Here is an 18,751-nt window from a genome sequence, read left to right on the forward strand (position 1 = left end):
AATTACTTCTAAGGGAATCCAAGGACTATAAGTAGTAAGGAAAATATCAATGACAAAAGGAATTTTGCGTGTACCAAAGGGTACTTTGACGGGGCTGGTATCTATGTTACAAAGCCATTTTCCTGGCTATGTCGTGGAAACCTATGATCCTCATAAGCCTGACTATCGTTTAAGTTTCCAAAAAAAGGTCGATAGCTATTATCAAGCGTTTGAGTATCTTCTCAGCGCATACCCACGCCCAACGACTGATCCACATTTTTCTGATACGGCGATTAAAACGCATATTGCTCAGTGCCGCCATGTCTATAACTTTAACGCCAATACGGCAATGCGCGTTTCTGAGTTACAGAAAGAATTAAAGACGTTCACTACTAGCCTTATCGACATGATTCATCTTCTTTGGAACAAATCTGGAGAGGATGCAACTGAATTATTAAATGAAGCCGAACAATATGTTTTAATGCTACAGGGGCGTCCTGAGTTAGTAACGCTAACCCCTATGGGGACGGTGCAAGTGGATAAAGCCTTGCCGCCCTATGAGGCAGAAACATTAGAAGAACTTCGTCAAATAAAAGCAGAAAATTGTCCTAAAACGCCACATTGGTTTCAAGAACTCTCCGAGCCTTCGCTTCATTTTATCCAATCCTATTTTTGCAATTTGCCCTCGGATGTTACCGAATTAGCTTCTGATTTTAAAACATTTCGCACTGAATGGAAAAAAATAAAATTAAATGCCATTAATTTGCGCAATGACTTGCAACAGATTGCTGAATACGTATTGCCGCTGCCCGTATGGTTTTTAAAGCTACCTCTTCATCAACAAAAAATGGTTAGTGCGCTTGCCACCGAGGAAGAGTCAGAAATAGATGCGCGACTGCAGCAATTTAAAAAAATGCTGGCGCGTGAGGAGTACAAGGATACTTTCGCCCAGATTCGTAGGCTTCCTCAATGGTATTGGATTCTGCCGGAACATCAACAATATCTTTTGGAATATGCTCTTAAAAGCAAGGAACGTTTGGAGGATATCTTTTCTTTCATATGTAGTCGTCATCGCTCCTTACCGATGTTGCCAAATTATTCGGTGCATAGCTCTTATGTACTTGATAAAGACGGTAACTTACATGATTTATACGGGGCAAAGTATCGTGGCAGTCACGTTGTTCCTCGAGACGGTGTGGGTAAATGGCCAGATGAGGTTATGCGGTTGTATACGTCTCGAAATTTAACACGGGCGACAGCACAAGCAACAGCTGAACAATTCATTTTAATTCAGACCTTAGTTAGTCCTATCCATTTACCATGGATTAATATTTCCCGATGGTTGCCTGATGGTGATTTAAAACACATAGCGGATGCTGAAATGGAGCAACATCCATCAGCGCCGCGAATAACAAGAACGAATCATCCCTTTAATCCGGCAAAAATAGTACTTTATACGGTAGCTTCAGATCCTTATATCAGAGCATTAGTGGCCGCAATGGAGGCACGGCAGAAAAGCATTCCACAATTAAAACCGCTTCTTGAGAGCTATAAAGCGGTCCTAAATTCAGGAATGGGTTCAACTAATATCTTTGACTATTATGGGCGAGAATTATTTTTAAGCTCTTTAGAACAATTGATGTTTAATGTTACTAAAGACTATTCTTTTGGTTCATGCGTCAGCGGCAAAGATAGAAAGGCTATAGAAACCATTCATACTGATGCTATGTGCCGATATATGCATGACTATGGAGTCTGGCCTGAGATTACTGATGTGGGGCAAGATCGTATTAATTTTGTTAACCTCTTTGTCGACATTTACCTCTCACGTCATCATCAGGAACGTTCAGGGCAAAATGCTCCTGGCTCGGAAGGGATTAAGACTCCATACAAGTACTTGCCTGCAGATATTGCGGCGGAAATTATTAAACGGTTAAACCATGATAAGGCTTTAGTTTATGAGGACCGTCTTGCTACCAATAATGAAGTTAGGAAAGTTTCTACCGGCTCTCCGCAATTTTCTAAGGAGCAACTCGTGTGTAATCTTGTCGCCGCAGAGTTAGGTGAGACTAAGTGCACCACACTTTATGATACCTTATTTATATTATTTAATGATATGACGCAATTTATTCCACCCCTTGAGGAAAAGAAAAAGTCCTGGGGTGCTATTTTTTTTAGTTCAGAGCGAAGCGTTCCCACGGGAATTATTGAAATTAAAAAATTAATGGATGATTCGCGGGCAGGACCTAATAATATTGTCCGTCTGGCAGGAATCTTGAAGATTATATTATCCCGGCCCATGCAGGACATCTCACGTACCGAGGCAACAAAGTCAGTTTATGAATTGCGGCAATTAATAGAAGCGCCTGCATCACAACATGAAGAGTTAGTTAAGAAGTTAACTAACGATTGGACCAAGCTATTTGAGAAAAGTAAGCAACCCAAAAAAGGGACGGAGCTAGTTCTGTAAATAGTTAAACAAGCCTAGTTGCTAGCAACTAGGGGCACTTAAAGTGTAGGCTGGTGCTGAGCATCGCGAAGCCCAGCATGGATGTGGTATGGAGCCTCGGCGCTGGGCTTCGTTGCACTCAGCACCAGCCTACACTATATGCTTGAACTCAGGCAAACCCCTACAATAAATGCTCCAAGCCATAAACTAAGCCATTTAAAGTCAGAACTTTTTGACAGGCTAAAACAATGCCTGGCATAAAACAATTCCGACTAATGCTGTCATCGGTAATTGATAGTGTTTCCCCGGCATTACCAAAAATAACTTGTTGGCGAGCTAATACTCCAGGTAAACGCAGTGAATGTATATTAATGTCGCAATGAGTGCCACCACGAGCGCCAGGAATTAATTCTTTTAAATTTAATTTATTCTTTGGGGTTTGTCTTGCCGCGGCAATCATTTCCGCAGTTTTTAGGGCAGTACCTGAGGGCGCATCTAATTTTTGTTGATGATGGGTTTCAACAATTTCTACTTCCGAAAAATATTCTGCGGCCTTTGCTGCAAAAAGCATCATTAAAACGGCGCTAATGGAAAAGTTAGGGGCAATAACTCCGCCTAAACCTTGCTCTTCACATTTTATAGTTAACTCTTTAACGTGTTCAGGAAGTAATCCTGAGGTGCCAATAACTGGACGCGCTCCGTTATTTATAATTGTCAGGCTATTTTGATACACCGTATCGGCACGGGTTAAATCCACCACAATTTGTGCTTGGGTCTCTTGAATTGTTCGCGCCAAATTATCTTGCCGGCCCAGTTGGGCGACTAAGGTGAACTCAGGATGAGCGTTGAGCGTTTCACAAGCTAAAGTACCCATTTTACCATGGGCACCATTTACGATAACACGAGTTAGCATGGTATTCCTTATTGTCGATGCAAATTATTGATGAGGATTTGAGCTTAGGAATTCTTTTGCGTACTTTTATCCTTAGGGGGATATTTTGTACGCCAAGCCCACATGGAGGCGAAGGGCCAGCCGATTAAAGTCGCTTGCATTACTAGAGCAACAAAAGCTCCACCTGGGTTATCACTAATTAGGAAAACAGTCCAGGGTAGAAAGGCACAAAGGAACGCTATAAATAATCTTCTCATGGATATACATAGTAGTTTCAATCTAAATTAATTATAGGCCGAAGATTAGATTTTTTTCTACCTAGAGTTTTGAGGTTTGTATTGGAAACTGATGAACTTACTTAGAGTGCTTGCAAACAACCTTTAAACATTGTACATTGTGCGCTCATTCAGAAGGTGAATGATCATATTATTTTCGGATAGGGCAACCAATTTCTAAAGGGTACACTGATGAGAAAACAGGAGCTGCACCCGCGCACCGCTGTTATTAATAAAGCTCAAAAAAATCAATCTAAAAAAGCACGCGCTGATGCGTTATTATGGCTTGCAGCGAATTTTCCTGCTGCGTTCGATAATTCATTACGAATCCGTCCATTAAAAGGCGGAATTATGAATGATATTTTACTGTATGCAGATAAGGCTGCTGAGGTTGGTATTTCTAAGAGTAAGCTCAGGGAGGCTGTGGTTTTATTTACGCGCCGTCTTGATTACTTGGCATGTTTAAAAGCACGCGAAATGCGCGTTGATTTGCAGGGTAATGAGGTAGCTGAGGTCAGCGCCGAAGAAGCCGATCATGCTGCTGCGAAAATTAAAAAACGAGTTGAAAAAAGCGTTAGAAACGCGCGTAAGGTAATGGCAGAAAAAGGTACAGCACCATATGGGGCAAGCCAACAGCCTTCCAGTTATCAGCCGAAAACAGCCACTCAGCAATTTGCATCCGATGATTATTTCCCAACTTATCCGGCACGCTCCTATTCAGCTCAGGCTCCCGCCCAGCCTACGCGAGCAGCAGTAGTTGTAAAACATAAAACAACACGCCAGTATGATCCTGATGCAGTGGCACGCTTAAAAGAAAAGCTTGGCTTATCGCGCAGTATTGAAGAAAAGAAAGAAGTAGTCGAATAAAAGCACAGTTAAATAACTTAGCCTGGTTGCTTGCAACCAGGTTTTCTTTAGTCAAATTAGATACAGGTGATTATCTAAGCTAGTTTCTGAGATAAGTCACTAATAATACGGCTTCCAGTACAAAACATGGCAACTTTTAATTCATATTCAATAGTAAGCATTTGCAACAGAACTCGTTCTGTCGATTCTAAGGCAGCCTCAAGCATAGGCTTTGCGTAGCCCACAGTAGAGGCTCCTAGGGCAAATAACTTGGCAGCATTTAAGCCATTAGCAACCCCTCCCGATCCCCAAATTTCAAAATTTGGTTTTAATGCTACAGCTTGTTGTACTGCGGTGACTGTATCAATGCCCCAATCTTTAAAGGTAATGGCTGCTTGATGGCGTATGGGGTCTTGAGTGGCGCGGTGTCCTTCAATTCGTCCCCAGTGCGTACCACCTAATCCACCTATATCAAGAGCCGCAATCCCTAGATCATTTAAGCGCTGCATGGTTGTTTGAGAAAAGCCACAACCCGTTTCTTTGACAATAACGGGCAAGTGAAACTGTTTCACTAATAGTTCTAAGGCTTGCCAGCAACCTTTATAATCGGTTGTGCCTTCAGGCTGCATGCATTCTTGCAATGGGTTGCAATGGATGATCAGGGCATTTGCTTGTAATGCATCGGTTAAACGTTGGATATCGGCAAGTGGAGTATTAATTAATTGGGCAATCCCTAAATTGCTGTATAAATTTACCTGAGGAAAACTTTGGCGAAGGTGGGACCATTCAAATGCAGCTTTAGGATCCATCAGCTCACGCCGTTGAGAACCAACTCCCATCGCCCAGCCGCTTTGCGAGCACGCTTCAACTAAATGATGGTTGATATGTTCCGCTCGACGATGTCCTGCGGTCATTGAACTAACTAGAAATGGCTTTGCTACAATTTGTCCAAATCGTAAGCCTTCAATCTTAATTTCATCAAAATTAAGATCAGGTAAGGCATCATGCACTAAATGAATGCTGTCAAATTTACTTAAGTCAGCGCTTTGATTCTCTTGCATGAGGGAAAGCTTAATGTGATCCTGTTTGCGCTGTTCAAATTGTTCGTATTGATTGGCCATGATTACTACCTATATTACTGCGGTAATTGGTTTAAAAGTTGTTGCATGGAGATTGCCGCATTTGCCAGTTCTATACCTTTATGTCCGTGTTTTCCGCCTAATCTATCCCAAGCCTGTTCCTCATTCTCAGTCGTTAATAAGCCAAAAATAATGGGAATATTGTATTTTAACGAAACTTTCAGGCAGCCTTCGCTCGCCATCGTACAGACCAAATCATAATGACTGGTATCACCGCGAATAACCGAACCCAAAGTTATGATTGATTGCACTGAATTAGACATCGCCAATCTTTTAGCGATCAAGGGAATTTCAATCGCACCGGGAACCTCATAGACACTAATGTGTTCCTTTTTAATGCCTCGCTTTTGTAGCTGAGTAATGACGCCATCTTGTAAGTTTTGCGTGATGTGTCGATTGAATATTCCTACAATAATGGCAATTGGAAATGACTCCACGATTGATTGGTCTTCTATCGGTTGTGCTGATTTTTGCATTATTCCTCTCTTCCTCAATGGGAATGTGTGTATTACTAAGACCTGCAATGTACCTTTTTACCTTTATTTTTTCCAGTTATTTGCAGCGAGAAGGGTATGAGTGCGCTATTTTAGTGCAATTGCCGGATGGATCCAAGCAATTGCAAGGCATATTGCCCAAAATAGTGTGATGCCAATAATTTATTTAGTATTAGTATTTAATTCAACCCACTGGGCATAGGTACTCATAAATTGCTGAATGAATTTCTTAGTATCATCATTAGTAAGTTCACCCTGAGCATTAAATAAGTTTGCGGCGCCGCCTACGTACGCTTCGGGTTGTTGTAATACCGGAATATCTAAAAAGACAAAGGATTGCCGTAAGTGATGATTGGCACCAAAACCTCCTATAGCCCCGGGCGAAACACTAATTACTGCTCCCGGCTTTTTAGACCACACACTTTTACCATAAGGGCGCGAGCCGACATCGATGGCATTTTTAAGCACTCCAGGTACGGAGCGATTATATTCCGGGGTAACAAAGAGTACTCCATCGGACATTTTTATTTGCTCACGAAAAGATAGCCAGGCTTCCGCTGGTCTATTTTCATCATCAAGGTCTTGGTTATATAAAGGTAAACTACCAATTTCAACAATATGTAAATTTAACGATTCAGGCGCCACGCTCATAAGGGCATGTGCCATTTTTCGGTTATAGGATTCTTTGCGTAAACTTCCAACAAGAACGGCAATTTTTTTGCTCATCATACGTTTCCTTGTATTGAGATTAATGGGGCGAATCATTCTACCCGTTATTTTAGAAGATGCTTATAGATGTTGCAAAATAGATAAAAAAAACGCCCCGTTCACACTAAAATGTAACATTTTAAGCATGAACGGGGCGCTAGAAATAAGGTTTAAACTACTTCTACGTCTTCAGCTTGTGGTCCTTTTTGACCTTTGCTCGCTTTGAACATTACAGTAGCGCCTTCGGCTAGAGTTTTAAACCCGCTGCCTTGGATTGCACTGAAATGTACAAAATAATCTGTGCCGCCACTTTCTAAAAATCCGAAACCTTTGGACTCATTAAACCACTTTACTGTACCGCGTATTTTTTCTGACATGATAATTTCCTAAATTGTTACCAGCCCATTGTAGCATTATTTTATTAATTGTGCTGTTTTTTTATTAAATATTTTTAATTTTTTTCAATTTAATTACCAAAACACACATAATGCGCGCACATGATAGAGGATTTTGGGGAAAATATCTAATTTATAATTTTGGTTTAAGTAACTCTTCGCCATCACTTTTTTTGAGAAATAAGAATATTCCCCCCGACAAAAACGTTAGAATCCCGAGCATTGCGAAGGTTTGATGTAGTGCTTCAATTGAAAGATGCTGGTTCACGGTAAAAATACTAACAATAATTGCAGCCGCCGCGACTCCAAAACTTTGGGCTAATTGTTGGATGGTACTCATAATACTGGTTGCGGCACTCATATTATCTTCACTTACTTCGGCATAGGCTAATGAATTCATTCCCGTATATTGCAGGGCGATTAAAAAACCATAAGTAAAGGTCAGTAAACTTATTTCATAGAGAGAGGAGGAAGGATTAATTAAGCACAAAGCCCATAAGGCGATACTCACTAATATAGTATTTAAGATAAGTAACTTTTTATAGCCGAATAACCGCAGGATATAGAGTGACATGGGTTTAACTAAAAATACCCCTAAAGCAATAGGGGTAAGCAAAAAACCAGACATTTGTGACGAATACCCTAAGCCAATTTGCAAAAAGTAGTGGAAGTAAAAAAGGAGTACCGCCAAAACTTAAGCGAGCAAATAAATTACTGCTGACCGCAACAGCAAAGGTGCGCAACTGCAGCAGCTCTACTTTAATAATAGGATGTTTTTTATGGCGGGAATGTTTGATGTAAGCAACCAATAAGACGACTGATAAGACCAGGATTGCGATTGTATAAGCATGGGCAATGTCTGATTCACTAAGCATTGATAAGCCAAAGGTGAGTAAAGCAAGACCACCGCCAAAAAGTATAAACCCTAGCTTGTCCAATGGTGGAACCGGGCGACTAGGCATTGACGGTAGACGCTTATAAGAAAGATATATGGCTAATATACCTGCAGGGATGTTGACCCAAAAGATCCAGCGCCAAGAGAAATGGTAGGAAATAATGCCACCTAATAAGGGGCCCAGCATCATCCCTAAGGCAGCGACCATAACGACTTGACTCATTTTGGCAATAAGTTCATGGCGTTCAAAAGTGCGTAAAATAATAAGACGCCCCACGGGCATTGTTAATGAACCGCCCAGTCCCTGAATGATACGCGCACAAATCAATTCACCAAGGCTTTGGGTAAAGCCGCACCAGGCAGAGCTTAATGTAAATACGCATACAGCGGTAATGAATACTTTTTTAATCCCATACTTATCAGCAACCCAGCCACTAATGGGAATAAAAATAGCCAGACTTAGGAGATAACTAATCAGGGCTAATTTCAAATCAATAGGGTTTACCTTGAGGCTATGTGCCATAACTGGAATCGCCGTATTGATAATTGTGGTATCAACAGCCTCCATGAACATGGCAAAAGAAACAATGAGTAGGATAATATTTTTTTTCATAAATTCAGTATATCAGTGCATCTGAAATACGTCATCTTGCTGAAATAACTGTTCAGTGCCTTCCAATCCAAAATAGTTAAGAGCTACTCAACATATTCTTGAGGCCAGCTAAATGTGACTTAGCTAGGTTCTTGGAGCGCTCTTCACAGGGAGCTACTTTTTTACCAAACCATTCCAGGTATTCAGAAGGTAATTCCTCTAAAAAGCGACTGGGTAAACAGTCTTGCATTTCTCCAGCTTTACGTCGTTGATTGGCCAAGGTAAAACATAAGCCCTTTTGCGCCCGAGTAATACCTACATAAGCTAAACGGCGTTCCTCTTCAATTTGATCATCATCAATACTGACTCGATGTGGCAGCAATTCTTCTTCCATACCGACCAAGTACACAAAAGGAAATTCTAGTCCTTTTGAGGCATGGAGGGTTAACAGCTGTATTGATTCACTATCCTCCTCGTCGGATTGTTCTAAGATATCAATCAAGATTAATTTGTTAATTACATCGGTTAAGCTTTGTTCCGGTTTTTTGGCTAATAAACGTCCTACCCATTCCAACAACTCCCAGACGTTATCCATGCGCTTTTGCGCTTTAGCTGGCGTATCACATTGTTCATAGATATAGGCTTCGTAGCCACTATCCTCAACCATTTGCCTTAAGTGTTCCACAACCGCATCAGAGGAAGCAATCCGTTTTTTTATTTCTTCTATCCATAACTTAAATTGCTGTAAGGCTGCGCGTGGTTTTTCAGCAAGGCTTTCGCTTAGTGCTAGATGATCAGCTACCTTATAAAGACTAAGCCCACGGTTTTGTGCATAGTTTCCCAAGACATCAAGGCTTGCTTCACCAATTCCGCGTTTAGGAGTATTAATAACCCTTAAAAAGGCCGCATCATCTGCTTCATTGCATAATAATTTCAAATAAGCAAAGATGTCTTTAATTTCAGCTTTAGCAAACCAGGATTGGCCGCCGCTAATACGGTAGGGAATACCATAGTGCCGCAGTACCTTTTCAAAGATCCGTGATTGGTGATTTCCCCGATATAAAATCGCATAGTCACCATATTTGGTCCGGGCGCGCATCTTATGGCTAATTAAATCTGCCACCACCTGTTCCGCTTCATCATTTTCATCTTTACAACGCACGACGCGCAACAATTCGCCTTGTCCCAGATCACTCCATAATTTTTTGTCAAAAAGATGTGGGTTATTGGCGATAAGATGGTTCGCCGCGTTTAATATAATGTTGGTTGAACGATAATTTTGTTCCAGTTTAATGATTTTTAATTGGGGGTAATCTTCTTGCAATTGCTTTAAATTTTCTGGTTTTGCTCCTCGCCAGGCATAAATAGACTGATCGTCATCGCCCACAACGGTAAACTGGGAACGAAGCCCGGTGAGTAATTTGACCAAAAGGTATTGACTGGTATTAGAATCTTGATACTCATCTACTAGTAAATGGCGAATTTTATTTTGCCAATACTCTCGAACCGTAGGCTCGTCTTTAAGTAGCGTCACCGGAAGGCGAATTAAATCATCAAAATCCACGGCATTATATGCTTTTAATGCTTGTTGATAACGTGGATAGAGCACTGCTGCTTCGGCATATAAAGGAACATCCTCAGGATTTCGCAATACTTCTTCTGGAGTAAGCAGATCATTTTTCCAACGCGATATACGTTGTTGTACCTGAAGCAGAAATTCTCGCTCAGTTGCCTTATTGGCAGGCAAAAAGCTGCGTAATATTTGTAAGCAATCTTCACTATCGAAGATAGAGAATCCTTTCTTTAGGCCACATAAGGAAAGGTTGCGCTTAAGCATGCTTAAACCTAGGGTATGGAAGGTGGCAATTTTTAATCCCCGCCGATTCGCGGCAGGAAGAACTGCGGCCACTCGAGCACGCATTTCACTGGCTGCTTTATTGGTAAATGTTACAGCGCATACGCTATTGGCTGCATACCCACACTCATTAATTAAATAGCCAATCTTTTGCGTGATAACTCGTGTTTTGCCGCTGCCTGCTCCTGCAAGAACTAATAAAGGTCCGTCGATGTATTTTACGGCTGCCATTTGGTGGCTATTTAGCATCTTTTTGGTTCTCGCTCATAAAAAGAGCGATTATTGCTTCTCTGACAGGATGAATCAATAATTAATTCATGGAGCGTTCTACGTCAAACTCTTCTTCAGTATCAATTTCGATAAATTGTTGGCGTGTATCCAATGGTTTAGATTCTTCAACTTCATCAATACCTAAAATGACTTTATCCAAAGTTTTAATGATAGGGATTAGTATGTTTTTATCAATCATGATAAGTCCTCTCTTTTTTTATGTGGGATTCTTTTAAGCATAGCCCACCATAAGGATTTCTCCACTAAAAAAGAATAAAAATAGTGTTAAGATTATTAACAATCACAGATGAAAAAATGCGCGGTTTGTCTACTGCATATTTGGGTTATCAGGAAAACTAATATAGAATATCAACTAATAATGTCTTTGAGTTTATTATGAAAGAATCTGATACCCTACAACGCTTTATTTTTGAACATGCCAATATTCGTGGCGAAATTGTGCACATTGAAAAAACGTACCAAACCATTATGGCACAACGTAATTATCCGCCTATGGTTAAGAACTTATTGGGTGAGGCCATTGTTTCTTGCTTATTGCTGGCGTCGAGTATTAAATTTGAAGGCAGTTTAAATTTACAGTTTCAAGGGGATAAGCGTTTGTCTTTACTCTTGGTTCAATGTGATCACAAGCTGCATATCAGGGCATTTGCTCGCTTTGAAGAATCTTTAGAAACGGAAGATTATGCTAAGGCATTCCTTAGTGGGCAGATGGTGATGACAATTAATCAAGACAATCAGACTAATTCATACCAAAGCATGGTGCCTTTACAATCAACATCCATGAGTGAAAATTTAATGAACTATTTCGCTCAATCTGAACAAATATCTACGCGTGTTTGGCTTGCCGTAAATGAAAATGCTGCTGCCGGAATGTTATTGCAGTTGATGCCTGGACAAGATTCGGTGCAACGAGAGCAATTCTGGGAGTATGCGGTGCAATTGGGGCAAACTGTAAGTGAAGAAGAGCTGTTAACTTTAGATAATCAAACCTTACTTTATCGCTTATATAATGAAACGGAAGTACGCATTTTTGATAGCCGCCATACTAAATTTCAATGTCGTTGCAGTTTAGACAAAATGCAGCAGGTGATTAATATCCTCGGCGAGAAAGAGGCCCAGGAGTTATTAGCAGAGCAGGGTAAAATAGATATTCGTTGTGACTTTTGCAATAAAGAATACCTCTTCGATGCTATAGATGTTGCGATGTTATTTCATAAATAAGCCTGGTTGCTTGCAACGTATTCTTCTCCCCCTCTTGTTTCGACCTAAAATAATCAAATAGCGCGTAGCAACTGTCTTGAATTTCATTTCAAGACAGTTGCTACATTTTGATTTGGTATCCAGTTATTTATTGCAACGTTAATTTAATCGAAGATAAAAGGCTACAATCCGTTTGAATTAATTGCACGCATTGTCCCCGCATTGCCTGCAAGATTTGTTGCAGGTTAATAAATTGCTCACTAAGCTCGATATAAAGATCCGATGAGGGTTTTTCCTCCAACTCACTCACACTTAAGTATGCTGCTTGCCCCATTTCTGAAAAATAACTGAGACTGACGTGACGTCGTTTAGCAATTCCAGGAAAAAGACCGCAGAAAAGCAAGCTTTTATCACCGACATCGCGTAAATGTTGGGTTTTCATGGGACGTGGTTTATGAATCGATTCTAAAAAATCGAGCGCAACAACGGACTCAATGAGCTTGGTTCCTTGAGAAAAGCGCATTAATAAAAATACTAAATAACTTTCGGTGTTTTCATTAAGCACCAGCCGAGTTGTAGCTTGGGCTTCATTAACCAAGGCATGCCATTGGCTAATATCAGTAGGATGTAAAATTAATGGTTGCATAGAGCCCCCGTTTTTAATCTCCTCACTACTATTCTAGCAAAGCTTTGCCATTTCTGTTTATTTTACTATAAATCAGTGATTTTATTTTATAGAGGTATGACGATGACTTGCTCATTAGAGTGAGTTTAGCTTAATTCGCGTGCCGGATAGGTTTTAATTGTCTCTTGATGTATAATGTCGAATCTATGAACAAATACATTGTTTTTTCCTTATAAAGGCTATTTATGATTGAACAGATTCGCAATATTGCCATCATTGCACACGTAGACCATGGCAAAACCACCCTCGTTGATAAACTTTTACAACAAACAGGTACCCTTAATGAACGTGCTCCTAAAGTAGAGCGTGTGATGGATTCTAATGCTTTGGAGAAAGAGCGAGGTATTACCATTTTAGCTAAAAATACTTGTGTGTATTGGAATGATCATCAAATTAATATTGTTGATACCCCAGGACATGCGGACTTCGGTGGAGAGGTGGAGCGAATTCTGTCGATGGTAGACAGTGTGTTGTTGCTGGTTGATGCAGTAGATGGTCCTATGCCACAAACGCGTTTCGTAACGCAAAAAGCATTTGCTCGTGGATTAAATCCAATTGTCGTGATCAATAAAATAGACCGCCCAGGCGCACGGCCTGATTGGGTTATGGACCAGGTTTTTGATTTATTTGATAATCTTGGTGCCACAGATGAGCAACTCGATTTCCCCGTTGTTTATGCATCAGCATTAAATGGTTATGCCAAGTTGAATCTTGAAGATGAAGCCACAGACATGAGTGCGCTACTGCAAACCATTATTGATAAGGTTCAGGCACCGCAAGTTGATGCTGAAGGCCCATTCCAAATGCAAATCAGTTCACTGGATTACTCATCTTATGTGGGAACGATCGGTATTGGTCGTATTACACGCGGACAGATTAAAGCAAAATCTCCAGTAAAAATAATGGATAAAGATGGCAACATTCGTGCGGGTCGCTTATTGCAACTCTTAGGTTTTAGAGGCCTGGAGCGGGTTGAGATTGATGAGGCGAGTGCTGGTGACATCGTCGCGATTACGGGTATCGAAGGCTTGAAAATTTCTGATACAGTTTGTGATCCATCAATGGTTGAAGGCCTACCAGTACTTTCAGTTGATGAACCTACAATCAGCATGACGTTCCAAGTAAATGATTCACCTTTTGCAGGTCAAGAAGGTAAATTTGTTACCTCACGTAAAATTCGCGAGCGTTTGGATACCGAATTATTACATAACGTGGCATTACGCGTTGAAGATTGTGATGATCCGGATAAGTTTCGCGTTTCGGGTCGTGGAGAGCTGCATTTATCGATTCTGATTGAAACAATGCGTCGTGAAGGTTATGAACTTGCAATCAGTAAGCCAGAAGTAATCCTTCATGAAGTGGACGGCGAACAACACGAGCCTTATGAGCGTTTAACCGTTGATGTGGAAGAAAATCATCAAGGGGCGATTATGGAAAAATTAGGTGAGCGTCGTGGGGAAATGCAAGATATGGTTCCCGATGGAAAAGGACGAGTACGCCTGGATTATATCGTACCAACTCGTGGCCTTATTGGTTTCCATAGTGAATTTTTATCTGCCACTTCGGGTACCGGTTTGATGTATCATGTGTTCGATCATTATGGTCCTGCAATTAAAGGGCGTATTGGTAAGCGAGTAAATGGCGTATTAATCGCCAATTGCCAAGGTGCTGCACGTGCTTTCGCTTTATTTAATTTACAAGAACGCGGACGTTTATTTGTTGAACACCAAACTTCATGTTATGAAGGAATGGTTGTGGGTATTCATGCTCGAGATAATGATCTGGTGGTGAATGTAACCAAAGAAAAACAATTAACTAACATGCGCGCTTCAGGTACGGATGAAAATATTATTCTCACACCGCCAATCCGATTAACTCTGGAACAAGCATTAGAATTTATTGATGAAGATGAATTGGTTGAAGTAACTCCTAACTCAATTCGCATCCGTAAAAAAGCGCTGAAAGAACATGAGCGCAAAAAAGCATCTCGAGCAAACAGTGACGAATAAAACTAAATTTAAGCGTGTGATTTTATATGCACGCCAACATCGCGCAAACCCAGGGGTTAATGACAGCTTAAACCGCTTGGTTGAGTTTTTAGAGAGCCAAAAGGTCAGCGTCTATCAAGACGTTGATACTTTGCTGGGTTTTGACGTGCAATTACCGGTCTTGACTAAAAATGAGATGGGTGAAAAAAACGATTTAATCATAGTGATTGGTGGAGATGGAAGTCTGATTTCCGCCGCGCGTATGGCCACGAAAGTAAATACCCCGGTAATTGGGATCAACCGTGGTCGTTTAGGTTTTTTGACTGATATTTTACCTCACGATATTGAAAATCAGCTTAGCGCGGTATTGGCTGGGCAATATAAGGAAGAAAAACGCTTTTTATTGCACACTCGTATCTATGATGAAAGCGATACTTATTTTGAAGGGGATGCCGTAAACGATGTGGTCTTATCACGTGGTAATGAAACACATTTAATCGAATTCTCTGTGTATGTGAATGAGCAGTTAGTTAGCCATTACCGTTCTGATGGGATGATTTTATCGACCCCTACAGGTTCTACCGCCTATGCCTTATCTGCAGGTGGACCAATTATGCATCCGGAATTGAATGCAATTGTGCTGGTGCCCATGTTTTCGCACAGTCTTAGTTCACGCCCTTTGGTGGTGGATGGTGAATCCAAAATTGAATTGCACATTAATGAAAATAATGAGGCTGATCTGTGTGTAAGTTGTGATGGGCATCAGTCGCGTATGGTAAAACCAGGGCAACGGGTTGCAATTCAAAAAGATGCACATCAGTTACGATTGCTACATCCCCTTGATTATCATTACTATGATACATTACGATCCAAGCTTGGTTGGGAATCCACACATCAGGGATAAATCATGCTTACAACTTTGTGCATTGAACAATTTGCAATCGTGCAACACCTGGAATTAGATTTCACTCAGGGAATGACGGCCTTTACGGGAGAAACTGGAGCCGGTAAGTCGATTATGATCGATGCCTTGCTGTTGGCTTTAGGCGAACGCGCGGATGCTTCAGTGATTCGCCCAGGTCAAGAGAAGTGCGACATTACGGCAGGTTTTTACGTGCATCAAAATTCCGAGCCGGCACAATGGCTTGCCGAACAAGACATTGCCTGTGAGGATGGAGAAATTTATTTACGCCGGGTAATCTATGCGGAAGGTCGCTCGAAGTCTTACATTAATGGCCAACCCTTCCCCTTACAAAAAATCAAAGAGCTCAGTGAAAAATTGGTACATATTCATGGCCAACATCAGACCCAAACTCTGATGCACCATGCTACTCATCGCCAGCAACTTGATCAATACGCAAAGAACCATAGCTTGGTTGATGAAGTGGCTAGGCTTTACAAGCAATGCCAGAAAGTACAACAAGAAATTGATACCTTACAGAGTTTAGAACAGCAAGCTGATCGCATTGAACTCTTAAAATTCCAAATTGAAGAGCTGTCAGCACTTAATCTGCAAGAGAATGAGATTGATGCCTTGTATCAGGAGCATCAGATGCTCCATCATGCAAAAGAATACTTGCAGCACAGCCAGCACATTCATGGTTTATTAAATGCGGAAGATGAGCCTAATGTGTGTACGAGCTTAAATCATATTTTGCAATTGCTCAATCACTTGCCGCAAGAACAAGCACAAATCAAAAATACCTATGAACTAATCAATGGGGCATTAATTCAATGTGAAGAGGCGATTGGTGAGATGCAACAATTTGCAGAGCGTGTGCATCTTGACCCAGAACGCTTGCATGAAATAGAAAGTCGCATGAGCACCATTCATCAGTTGGCGCGCAAATATCATATTGATAGCAGTCAACTGGTAGCGCATGCACAGCATTTGCAAAAAGAATTAACCTCACTCCAAGACAGTGAAGGTAAATTAGCTGAGCTGCAACGACAGCATCGGGAGCTGGTTGCCGCTTATGAGCAGGCCACAAACAACTTAAGATGTGCTCGGCAAGAGCATGCACCTAAATTAGCTCAAGAAATAACCGCCAGCATTCAACAATTGGGGATGCCAAAGGGCTGGGTTGAAATTGAGATCACTCCCTTAGACAAGATGTATGCTCATGGTATGGATAAAGTGGAATATAAAGTATGCACTAACCCCGGCATGCAACCTGATGCACTCAATAAAATTGCCTCGGGTGGTGAACTCTCGCGAATTGGCTTAGCCATTCAAATGATTACTGCACAACAAGGGTCTACACCCACCTTACTATTTGATGAAGTAGATGTAGGCATTGGCGGTGTTACTGCGGCCTTAGTTGGACGCATGTTGCGTAAGTTAGGCGAGCGTTTGCAGGTATTTTGTGTAACTCATCAACCTCAGGTTGCTGCTTCAGCTCACAACCATTTTATGGTGGAAAAAAACAGTGATAATACTCAAACATTCACTCGTATTTCCTTATTGCAACAAGCAGAGAAAATAGATGAAATCGCGCGCATGCTCGGCGGCTTAACCATAACAGAACAAACACGCTCCCATGCGCGAGAATTATTACAGCAGAGCGCGTAAGTAAGTTCAGGTAAGTAATTATTGACAAAAAATGTCAACATATTACCATCTGGCAAAAAAAGGAACTTCAGGAATTCATATGCAACTAATACCAATCATTCTTTGTGGAGGTGCAGGTTCACGCCTTTGGCCAGTTTCACGTGAATTACATCCTAAACCCTTTATGCGTCTTGCAGATGGGCAAAGTTTATTTCAAAAAGCTTTTATTCGCGGTGCTTCGTTGCCTGATGTGCGTGAAGCAATAATCGTTACAAATAAAGAATTCTTATTTAAGATGATTGAAGAAAGCTCCGAGGTAAATACAAATAATGTAGAAACCTCATATATTATGGAGCCCTTTGGTCGTAATACGGCAGCGGCTATTGCTTCTGCTGTACTGCATACGATTGACCAGCATGGCGAACAGGCCATGATGCTTGTACTGGCAGCAGATCATTTAATCCTCAACCAAGATGCCTTCCAAACTGCTGTTAATGATGCCTTGGACTTAGCTGAGCATGATAAGTTAGTTACCTTTGGTATTTCGCCTACTGAACCTAAAACCGAATATGGATATATTGAAGCGGAAGCTAATAAAGTATTACGCTTTGTAGAAAAGCCAGTTTTAGCTAAAGCTCAGGAATATTTAATATCAGGCCGTTTTCTATGGAACTCCGGGATGTTTTTATTTTCCGCAGGCGCTATGTTGAATGCTCTTGAGAAGCATTGCCCAGAAATCTTGCATGCAGTGCGTACCTGCTTTGCGCAATCACAATTAGTGCAACATCAAAATGTTATGGGTTTAGAGTTAGACGAAGAAACCTTTGCGCAAGTTCCGGATAATTCTATCGACTATGCAGTGATGGAAAAAGCGGAGAATATCGCGGTAATACCCTGTCAGATTGGCTGGAGCGATGTAGGTTCGTGGACATCCATTGATGAGCTGATTGAACCTGACGCCCAAGGCAATCGTATTGAGGGTGATGTATTGTTGCATGATGTCTCCAACTGCAACATAAGAAGTAATAATCGCTTAGTGGGCGCTGTAGGGCTAGAGAATTTATTAATCGTCGATACACCCGATGCGCTTCTTGTTGCTGATAAGTCGCGTGCGCAAGATGTAAAACATATTTATACCCAATTAAAAGCACGAGGTCATGAAGCTTATAAATTACATCGGACGGTATATCGTCCTTGGGGGACTTATACCATTCTGGAACAAAGTGAACGATTTAAAATAAAGCGCATTGAGGTAAAGCCAGGAGCAAGCTTAAGCCTGCAAATGCATCATCATCGCAGTGAACACTGGATTGTGGTCAGTGGGATGGCCAAAGTAATTAACGGTGAGGAAGAGTTTTTTGTTCGCGTTAATGAATCAACTTATATTCCCGCAGGTTGTAAACACCGCTTGGAAAATCCAGGTGTTCTTAATCTGGTGATGATTGAGGTACAAAGTGGTGATTATCTGGGTGAAGATGATATTGTACGTTTTCAAGATAACTATGGAAGGGGTTAAG

Annotated in this window: 15 protein-coding genes and 1 pseudogene; 7 read left to right on the top strand and 9 right to left on the bottom strand. The window is 41.1% G+C overall.

What is annotated here, in order from left to right; all coding sequences use genetic code 11:
- Positions 1 to 49 precede the first annotated feature (49 nt).
- Positions 50 to 2,449 (top strand): hypothetical protein, encoded by a 2,400-nt coding sequence (locus tag BN3124_RS08635; protein WP_058534396.1) that lies wholly within the window; start codon positions 50 to 52, stop codon positions 2,447 to 2,449.
- Positions 2,450 to 2,609: 160 nt separating this feature from the next.
- Here BN3124_RS08635 and dapB read toward each other — a convergent pair whose 3' ends face one another.
- Positions 2,610 to 3,341 (bottom strand): 4-hydroxy-tetrahydrodipicolinate reductase, encoded by a 732-nt coding sequence (dapB, locus tag BN3124_RS08640; protein ID WP_058534397.1) that lies wholly within the window; start codon positions 3,339 to 3,341, stop codon positions 2,610 to 2,612.
- Positions 3,342 to 3,787: 446 nt separating this feature from the next.
- On the opposite strand from dapB, the gene BN3124_RS08645 reads away from it, so the two are divergent.
- Complete coding sequence (locus BN3124_RS08645) at positions 3,788 to 4,462, top strand: ProQ/FinO family protein (RefSeq protein WP_058534398.1); 675 nt, start codon at positions 3,788 to 3,790, stop codon at positions 4,460 to 4,462.
- 74 nt (positions 4,463 to 4,536) lie between these two features.
- On the opposite strand, the gene fni is transcribed toward BN3124_RS08645, so the two are convergent.
- From fni to BN3124_RS17185, 7 genes and pseudogenes are all read right to left on the bottom strand, one after another.
- On the bottom strand, positions 4,537 to 5,562 hold the full coding sequence (gene fni / locus BN3124_RS08650) for a type 2 isopentenyl-diphosphate Delta-isomerase (protein WP_058534399.1): 1,026 nt from the start codon (positions 5,560 to 5,562) through the stop codon (positions 4,537 to 4,539).
- 14 nt (positions 5,563 to 5,576) lie between these two features.
- On the bottom strand, positions 5,577 to 6,056 hold the full coding sequence (gene ribH, locus BN3124_RS08655) for a 6,7-dimethyl-8-ribityllumazine synthase (RefSeq protein ID WP_058534400.1): 480 nt from the start codon (positions 6,054 to 6,056) through the stop codon (positions 5,577 to 5,579).
- Positions 6,057 to 6,236: 180 nt separating this feature from the next.
- On the bottom strand, positions 6,237 to 6,800 hold the full coding sequence (locus BN3124_RS08660) for an NADPH-dependent FMN reductase (RefSeq protein ID WP_058534401.1): 564 nt from the start codon (positions 6,798 to 6,800) through the stop codon (positions 6,237 to 6,239).
- A gap of 152 nt (positions 6,801 to 6,952) precedes the next feature.
- The gene (locus BN3124_RS08665; protein ID WP_058534402.1) at positions 6,953 to 7,159 is read right to left on the bottom strand and encodes a cold-shock protein; all 207 of its coding nucleotides are present in this window, start codon (positions 7,157 to 7,159) and stop codon (positions 6,953 to 6,955) included.
- Positions 7,160 to 7,310: 151 nt separating this feature from the next.
- Positions 7,311 to 8,685 (bottom strand): annotated as a pseudogene (locus tag BN3124_RS08670) (MFS transporter).
- A 76-nt stretch (positions 8,686 to 8,761) separates the two neighbouring features.
- On the bottom strand, positions 8,762 to 10,768 hold the full coding sequence (locus BN3124_RS08675; protein ID WP_058534403.1) for a UvrD-helicase domain-containing protein: 2,007 nt from the start codon (positions 10,766 to 10,768) through the stop codon (positions 8,762 to 8,764).
- Positions 10,769 to 10,829: 61 nt separating this feature from the next.
- A complete protein-coding gene (locus tag BN3124_RS17185; RefSeq protein ID WP_196398914.1) occupies positions 10,830 to 10,988 on the bottom strand; it encodes a hypothetical protein in 159 nt (52 codons plus the stop codon).
- A gap of 197 nt (positions 10,989 to 11,185) precedes the next feature.
- Between BN3124_RS17185 and hslO the strand changes: the two genes are divergently transcribed.
- On the top strand, positions 11,186 to 12,031 hold the full coding sequence (gene hslO / locus BN3124_RS08680) for an Hsp33 family molecular chaperone HslO (RefSeq protein ID WP_058534404.1): 846 nt from the start codon (positions 11,186 to 11,188) through the stop codon (positions 12,029 to 12,031).
- Between the two features lie 127 nt (positions 12,032 to 12,158).
- Here hslO and BN3124_RS08685 read toward each other — a convergent pair whose 3' ends face one another.
- Positions 12,159 to 12,656, bottom strand: a complete 498-nt coding sequence (locus BN3124_RS08685) for a hypothetical protein (RefSeq protein ID WP_058534405.1) — start codon at positions 12,654 to 12,656, stop codon at positions 12,159 to 12,161.
- 224 nt (positions 12,657 to 12,880) lie between these two features.
- Between BN3124_RS08685 and typA the strand changes: the two genes are divergently transcribed.
- Genes typA through BN3124_RS08705 form a run of 4 tightly spaced genes read left to right on the top strand, consistent with a single transcriptional unit; the run spans position 12,881 to position 18,750 of the window.
- Complete coding sequence (gene typA / locus BN3124_RS08690) at positions 12,881 to 14,704, top strand: translational GTPase TypA (RefSeq protein ID WP_058534406.1); 1,824 nt, start codon at positions 12,881 to 12,883, stop codon at positions 14,702 to 14,704.
- Positions 14,664 to 15,587: an NAD(+) kinase gene (locus tag BN3124_RS08695; RefSeq protein WP_058534407.1), complete on the top strand. Its 924-nt coding sequence runs from the start codon at positions 14,664 to 14,666 to the stop codon at positions 15,585 to 15,587. The genes typA and BN3124_RS08695 overlap by 41 nt, the downstream gene beginning before the upstream one ends.
- A gap of 3 nt (positions 15,588 to 15,590) precedes the next feature.
- Positions 15,591 to 17,255, top strand: a complete 1,665-nt coding sequence (recN, locus tag BN3124_RS08700; RefSeq protein WP_058534408.1) for a DNA repair protein RecN — start codon at positions 15,591 to 15,593, stop codon at positions 17,253 to 17,255.
- Between the two features lie 31 nt (positions 17,256 to 17,286).
- Positions 17,287 to 18,750, top strand: a complete 1,464-nt coding sequence (locus BN3124_RS08705) for a mannose-1-phosphate guanylyltransferase/mannose-6-phosphate isomerase (RefSeq protein ID WP_230849123.1) — start codon at positions 17,287 to 17,289, stop codon at positions 18,748 to 18,750.
- Position 18,751 lies beyond the last annotated feature (1 nt).

The sequence above is a fragment of the Legionella saoudiensis genome (assembly GCF_001465875.1).
GTDB classification, from domain to species: domain Bacteria; phylum Pseudomonadota; class Gammaproteobacteria; order Legionellales; family Legionellaceae; genus Legionella; species Legionella saoudiensis.